Annotated in this window: 6 protein-coding genes; all 6 read right to left on the bottom strand. The window is 63.4% G+C overall.

The genetic code is table 11. The features are described from left to right. Positions 1-43: 43 nt before the first annotated feature. The gene (locus tag QW868_RS23740) at positions 44-1,006 is read right to left on the bottom strand and encodes a TauD/TfdA family dioxygenase (RefSeq protein ID WP_316231651.1); all 963 of its coding nucleotides are present in this window, start codon (positions 1,004-1,006) and stop codon (positions 44-46) included. Between the two features lie 87 nt (positions 1,007-1,093). Then, positions 1,094-1,822 (bottom strand): thioesterase II family protein, encoded by a 729-nt coding sequence (locus tag QW868_RS23735; protein WP_315781224.1) that lies wholly within the window; start codon positions 1,820-1,822, stop codon positions 1,094-1,096. 19 nt (positions 1,823-1,841) lie between these two features. After that, positions 1,842-2,072, bottom strand: coding sequence for an MbtH family protein (locus tag QW868_RS23730; protein WP_316231650.1), 231 nt, complete (start codon positions 2,070-2,072; stop codon positions 1,842-1,844). Positions 2,073-2,404: 332 nt separating this feature from the next. Then, complete coding sequence (locus QW868_RS23725; protein ID WP_316231649.1) at positions 2,405-4,684, bottom strand: TonB-dependent receptor; 2,280 nt, start codon at positions 4,682-4,684, stop codon at positions 2,405-2,407. Positions 4,685-5,382: 698 nt separating this feature from the next. After that, a complete protein-coding gene (locus tag QW868_RS23720; RefSeq protein WP_316231648.1) occupies positions 5,383-5,652 on the bottom strand; it encodes a hypothetical protein in 270 nt (89 codons plus the stop codon). Beyond that, positions 5,649-6,779 carry a PepSY-associated TM helix domain-containing protein gene (locus QW868_RS23715; RefSeq protein WP_316231703.1) on the bottom strand — a complete coding sequence of 377 codons (1,131 nt, stop codon included), beginning with the start codon at positions 6,777-6,779 and terminating at the stop codon, positions 5,649-5,651. Before QW868_RS23715 ends, QW868_RS23720 begins: the two co-directional genes overlap by 4 nt. Positions 6,780-6,789: the final 10 nt, after the last annotated feature.

The following is a 6,789-nucleotide window of genomic DNA, read 5'->3' as shown; positions in this document are numbered from 1 at the left end:
CTTCCGAAGGTCCGATAACAATGTGAGGATCGATCGCGCAGGCTCAATTCACGCGATGGGCTTGCGCCATCGCGACGATCACCCTGCGCGGCCCCTTGAACGGCTCGCGCGCGTGCGCCGTCAGCATGTTGTCGAGCATGACGACGTCGCCGGTCTGCCAGGGAAAGACGATCTTATGCCGGTCGAGCACGGCTCTGACCGTGGCCAGCGTCTCATCCTCGATCGGCGCGCCGTCGCCGTAGAACGCATTGCGCGGCAGCTCGAGCGGATCACCGACGATGTCGAGAAGACTTTCCCGTACCTCGGGTGCGAGGCTGGAGACGTGGAACAGATGCGCCTGATTGAACCACACCATGTCCCCGGTCACGGGATGCACCGCGGTCCCCTGGCAGACCTGCCGCGTCCGCAGCTCGTCGCCATCCTTCCATTCACAGGCGATCGCATGGGAGGCGCAATAGGCCTCGACCTCGGCCTTCGACTCCGTGCCGAACACCTGTCGCCAGTCGACATCGAGTCCGCTGCCATAGTTGCGAACATACATGACGCCCCGCTCGGCGAAGCGGTTACGGATCGCAGCCGGAATGTCGCGATGGATCGACCGGCTGTCGGCGACCGGCGTCTCGCCGCCCTGCTGTGCCGCCTGCTCGCAATAGAACCAGATCTTCATCGGCCAGTCGCGCGTATAGGCCTGCTCGTTGTGCAGCGGGATGCTCTGGTGCGGCGGATATTCGGTCGAGGTGTAGACGCCGGCGCTGACCTGCGATCGGGGCGTCGAGCCGAATTCATAGGACAGCAGCGGATGGCCGAAGCTCGCGGCGAAGCTCCTGAACGCCTCGGCGCCGTCGAGATGGAAGCCACGGAAGAGAATTCCGCCGCACGCGTAGAGCTGGCGCTCGATCATGTCGCGGACCTCGCTGACGGCCTCCATCAGCGGCTGCTGCGTGCGGCTGGCCCGCAGAAGGAACGGCAGCGATTCTTGTTCTACTTTAGATTGTATTGTGAACATGACTTCTCCCCGTCTCCCGTCGATTTCAGCATCGAAGTTTCTTCACCAGCCGGCTTTTCCGGCTGGGTCCTGCTTTCGACGCGCCGCTCAAGGCCCCGCGCGAGCAACGGCGGGCTCCGGCCATGCCCGACGTACCAGCAATGCGGCAACGAGCTTCAGCAGATCCGCCTGCTGGCTGTGGATGAAGAAATGGTCGCCCGGCAGCATGTCGCGGCCGAACGTGCCGGAGGTCTCGGCCCGCCATGCCTCCAGTGCCTCGGCACGCGTTTCGTCGAGCTCTCCGCCGAACACGTGCAGCGGACACGGCAACGGCTGGCGCCGCCGATACACGTAGTTCCCGCACATCAGGAAATCGGCCCGCAGGATCGGCAGTGTGCCGCGCATGATCTCCATGCTCTGCAACGCCTCCGGCGGCGTGCCGTTCAGCCTGAGAAGCTCCTCGCGCAATGCGTCGTCACCGAGCGGCTCGCGCCAGCGGCTGCCGTCGCGCACGGCAGGCGCTTCCGTTCCGGACACGAGCAGCATCTGCGGCCTTGGCGCGCCGAGCGCGAGCAGCCTGTGCGCGAGCTCGAAGGCGAGCAAGCCGCCGAGGCTGTGCCCGAACAGGACGTAAGGCTCCGCCAACGGCGTCCCGACCAGTTCGGACGCGAGCTGATCGACCAACGCCGTCGCATCCGTTTGCAGTGGCTCGTCCATCCGCGCGCCCCGTCCTGGCAGCTCCAGCGGCTGGACCTCGATCCAGGACGGAAGACCTCTCCTCCAGCGCGCATAGACCATGGCGCTGCCGCCGGCATAGGGCAAACAGATGAGCCGCATCGCAGCGATCTCCTTCGCGTCAGGATTCGGCTGATGCGAGAGCGTTGTCCTGCATAAATTTGCGCAGCGAGAGCGGCCGCATGTCGGTCCACACCTGCTCGATATGGTCCAGGCATTCCTTCTTGCTTCCGGTCATGCCGACGGCCGTCCATCCGTTCGGAATGTCCTTGAAGGTCGGCCAGATCGAATATTGCTCTTCGTGATTCACGACGACGGTGAAGGTGACGTCATCTCTGTCGAAGACCATCATGCCCGGCTACTCCTACTAACAATCGACGTTGATGAACAACGAGTAATGCAGTTGATAATGACAGTCAAAAGGATACCGCCGATCGAAGTTTTTAATCTCTCCAAGGTGACACGCAGGTGACGATTCAACACGAGGATGTATCGGCTCCAACTAGATGATTTGCTGACCCGACCGCTTTGTCACCGCGGAGATGATCACGCCTCGACGCAATCGATGAGCTACGCAACTTTTCATCAGATTGGAATCGAACGCCGTCCGCATCGCTCAGACTAACAAGGCCGCCGCACAACGGCCGTGCGGCGGCCCCATCATCGCCAACGCGTATCGACGTCCTAGAAATTGAACGTCGTGGAAACGAGATAGGTGCGCGGCGCCCCCAGGGTGATCACACCGCTATAGGCCGACGCCCAATACGCCTTGTCGAAGACATTCTCGACGCTCGCCCGCAGCACGATCGGCTTGCCGTTCCAGGGCGAGGTGAAGGTGTAGCGGGCGCCCAGGTCGACGCGTGTCCAATCCGGCAGCGAGAGTTTGTTGGCCGCGTCGACATATTGTGCACCGGTGTAGACGACCCGCCCCGTCAGCGTCAGATCCCGCACGAACGGTGTATCCCACTCGGCGCCGAGATTCACGGTGAGCTCGGGCACGCCGATCGCCCGCTTGCCGTCCGTCAGGCCGCCCGAGGTCTTCTCCTGCACGCCGTGAATATACGCGACGCCCCCCAGCAGCCGAAGCGTCGGCGTAACCTCGCCGAACACGTTGAACTCGGCCCCCGTATTGCGCTGCCGGCCATTCAGCTCTTGAGTCAGCACTCCCCCTGAACTCGTGGTAATCACGCTGGGGCGCGAGATATCGAATGCGCTGACGGTGGTCGTGATTCGGCCGAAGTCGACCTTGACGCCGGTCTCGACCTGCTTGGTCTGCCCTGGCGGGAAGACCGTGCCGCTGTTGGCATAGCCGGCGGCGACGACGGTCGGGGTCTGCAGGCCTTCGATGTAATTGGCATAAAGCGACACAAACTCGACGGGCTTGACCACGAGTGCATAGGCTGGCGTCCACACCGAGGTGTCCTCGAAGGGGCGGCTCGATGCTGGAGTAACGAGATTCGTGACTTCCGTTCCCGCGGTTTGTCTGCGCACACCGACGGTCAGTTGAATCCGCTTGTTCAGCAGCGACATCGTGTCGGAGACGCCGATGCTCCAGAGATTGGCGCCGACGGCCTGGCTGGCCTGGAGCGTCGCAAAGCTTGGCAACGCGATGTTGGTCGGCTCGCTGTAAAGACTCCACGTGGACGACCTGCCGACAACCACCTGCTGGTTATAGGTGCGGTCGGTAACCGAATAGCCGACATTGATGGCATGGTTGATCGGGCCGGTATCGGCCGTCATGCGCAGGCCGGCCTCCCCGGCGTACGTCTTGTACGTCTCGCTTCCCGTTCCCGGAGTCCCGGACAACAGGCCAGCATTGCTCGAGAGCACCGGCGACGGATAGCGGTAGTTGATGTTGCTGTCGTGATAGCCGAATCCGGCATAGGCGGTGATACGATCGTTGAGATCGACTTCGCCTTTCACCGTCGAGAAGAAATCGGTCGGCGCATAATACGCCCACGGCACCTGGAAATTGGTGCCGGACGACGGTGGCGACGGAATGCTGGTGACGGCAGTACCCACGCCGAAGAATCGCAGCGGCGGATTCAGCTTGTCCGCCTGATAGCCGACATCGGCATCGATTCGGACATTCTCGCCATGATAGTCGACGGCGAGGTGGGCATTGCCGAACTCGTCGGTCTGCCGGTTCCAGGGGGTATCGCCGTTCGAATACTTGCTGTTCAGCCGGACGCCCCACTCCTTGTGCTCGCCATAGCGACGGCCGATGTCGATCTGCTCGCCGAATTGCGTCTTGGACGCATAGGTCGCCGTTAGCTGCGTGATGTCGGTGTCGAGCGCGTGCTTGGTGACGAGATTGACGCTACCGCCGACCGCGCCGCCGCTTGAGGCGCCAGTGCCGCCGACCGTCATGCCGTTGAGCAGAGCCGCGGGCCCCTTCAGCAATTCGACCCGTTCGATGAAATTGGCGCCCGTCGAATAATATGGCGCGATTCCGGCCAGCCCGTTCAGGGCGTAGTCACCGCTGTCGTAGTAGAAGCCGCGGATGAACAGGCTGTCGGCGCCGCCGCCGGCGGCTTGGATCGTGCGCACCGAGGGATCATTGATCAGCACGTCGCGGATCGTGCGCGCCTGCTGGTTCTGGATCAGTTGCGATGTGAAGCTCGTCTGATTGAACGGCGTGTTCATCACCCCGCGGTTGCCCAGCAGCCCAAGGCCGCCGCCGCTCGCGACCTGGCCGCCGGCATAGGGCGACGGCGGCGCGCCGATCGTGCCCGTCGACGGCGTCACGTAGGCCACCGGGGCGGTCGGCGGCAGGTTGCGCGGCGCGACGCGGCGCTGCTGAGCGGTCCGCGTCGCGGTCGTCTGCGGTCTCGAAGCGGTCTGCCGGACTTTCGGCTTCGGCGCGTCGACGGTCACATCGGGGAGCTTGGTCTGCGCGAAGGCCGATTGAACGCCTCCGACATTCAGCGAGAGCGCCAATGAGCTCACAAGTCCCAACGACATCGTCAATCCAACGTCTTTATCCCAAATGCGACAGACCATCCTGACACCCCGATCATTCCAAGTTCCAACTCGGCTCGTCGGTGGTCCTAACACACAGGTATTTGAGGATGGCGCCGCGCGACGTAGAACTCGTCTAACGAGCGACAGCGTCGCCGAAGCGATCAGCTCAACAGATTGTCGCTACTACGAGATTCTTTTCACTCCGCTTCTTTGAAGCCTTCAAAAGAAGCGCATGTCGCGCGGATTTCGCGAAGAAGACCGACGTGGTCGTGCCGGCTGATACAGCTCACGACACCGATCGTCTCGAACTCATCGAAATAATTCCGATCAATCGTACGATGATAACTAATCACATTGCCACTTTTGAATCAATCTTTGCTTTCAAATGCGCCACATCTCCGCCGCGCCGCGCGCAGATCGAAGAAAGCACCGGGACCATTGTATCTGTTTGTTTCCAGGGCGGAGCGACGCCGCTCGCGTCGGCGCTCGCTGCACGAGACCGATCACGCGCCGCCGACGCAGCGCGCTGCCATCGCAATGAGGCGCCGCGCGCGAGAGGACGCGTGAGAGAAGAGATGCGTGGGATCGTTGGCCGGCCGAGCGCATCAGGGTCATCGCGCCGAGCGCGTCGTCCAGCAGCGCGGATCGAGGTCAATGATGCGGGGTATGTTCCGCCGACCGACGGCGGACGTCGGCGCTCAGAGCGGCAGATCCTGCGTCCCGGCCTGAGCGCCTTGCGCTCCGGCCTTCGCGCCGCGGCTTAGTTTCGTGCCGTATGCGAGCGACAGCAGAATCGGAATCGACAGTCCGAGCCAGCACAGGCCGTCCCAGAGCCCGTCGCCGAGCAGTCCGAAGGCGAGCCCGGCTGTGGCGACCAGGCCGATCAGCAGCGGCGCACGAAACACCTGCCAGGTCGAGAGTTGCGCGACGCGGGCAGATGGCGTCGCCGATGCGGCCGAGGAGCTCATGGCGACACCACCGCGGGCGCTGCCGACCTAACGACGCCGGACACCTTCCTGCGGAAGCCCCAGCGCTTGGCGGCCCACAGATAGAGTCCGCTGCACAGCACGATGATCGTGATGACATCGAGAACGGCCCAGATGATCTTCAGCGGCAGTCCGCCGTAGTCACCGAAATGCAGCGGCCGCGACACCTGCAACGCGGTGAGATACCAGGCGAGTTCGGGCGCGACCATCTTGCTGCTGTCCTGGGCATCGACCAGAACCGGCTCGAACATGCGCGCGGTAAATGGCGTGCGGCCCTTGGTCCAGATCATCAGATGCTGCGGGCTGCCGAACCGCGTCGTCGTCGGCAGGGTGATGGACGTCACCAGTCGGTCCGGAAACGCGGTGCGGACGGCGCCAACGGCGGCCTCGATCGATTTTGCCTCCGCCAGCGGCTTGCCCTGATAGGGCGCGAGCAGTGCCGGCATGGTCTTTGCGCGCCAGAGATCGAACAGCGGCACCGCCAGCGTGTTGATGGTGCCGGTCAAGCCGACCGCGAGCGCCCAGCTCACCGTGACGATGCCGAGCAGATTGTGCAGGTCGAGCCATTTCAGCCGGGCCGAGCGATCCCGCACGGTGCCGAACTGCAGTCGCCGCATGAACGGCCAGTAGACGACGACGCCCGAGACGATGGAAGCCGCGAACACCAGTCCCATCAGTCCGAGAAAGAGCTCGCCCGGCAGGCCGGTGAACATGTCGCGGTGGATGCGCAGGATCACGTCCATGACGTCCTGATGCGGCGCCTCCTCGCCGAGAACGACGCCGGTGCGCGCATCCACGGTGAGGCGATGAAACTGCCCGGGCACCGGAATGGCGGTCGGCGACATCGCGACCACAATCAGCGGCTCCGCCTGCTTCAGGCTCACGAACAGCGCATGCTGATCCGGCAATTGCTGCTTGGCCGCCGAGATCAGGCGGTCGAGCGGCAGCAGCGGCGTGTCGGCCGGCATCGCCGGCGCGGCGATCTCGTCCTCGAAGAGATGATCGATCTCGTCATGGAAGATCAGCGGAAGCCCGGTCAGGCACAGCATCAGCAGAAAGATCATGCTGATCAGCGACGTCCACGTATGGACCTGAACCCACAGCCGCATGCGCTCGAAC

Origin of the sequence: Bradyrhizobium sp. SZCCHNR1051, assembly GCF_032489615.1 — a bacterium.
GTDB lineage: Bacteria > Pseudomonadota > Alphaproteobacteria > Rhizobiales > Xanthobacteraceae > Bradyrhizobium.
The sequence above is the reverse complement of the archived record's forward strand: the minus strand, read 5'-3'. Positions and strand labels throughout refer to the sequence as shown.

Coding starts and splice junctions, on each gene's coding strand:
- QW868_RS23740 (WP_316231651.1), bottom strand. CDS start 1,006: ATGTTCACAATACAATCTAAAGTAGAACAAGAATCGCTGCCGTTCCTT.
- QW868_RS23735 (WP_315781224.1), bottom strand. CDS start 1,822: ATGCGGCTCATCTGTTTGCCCTATGCCGGCGGCAGCGCCATGGTCTAT.
- QW868_RS23730 (WP_316231650.1), bottom strand. CDS start 2,072: ATGATGGTCTTCGACAGAGATGACGTCACCTTCACCGTCGTCGTGAAT.
- QW868_RS23725 (WP_316231649.1), bottom strand. CDS start 4,684: ATGTCGTTGGGACTTGTGAGCTCATTGGCGCTCTCGCTGAATGTCGGA.
- QW868_RS23720 (WP_316231648.1), bottom strand. CDS start 5,652: ATGAGCTCCTCGGCCGCATCGGCGACGCCATCTGCCCGCGTCGCGCAA.
- QW868_RS23715 (WP_316231703.1), bottom strand. CDS start 6,779: ATGCGGCTGTGGGTTCAGGTCCATACGTGGACGTCGCTGATCAGCATG.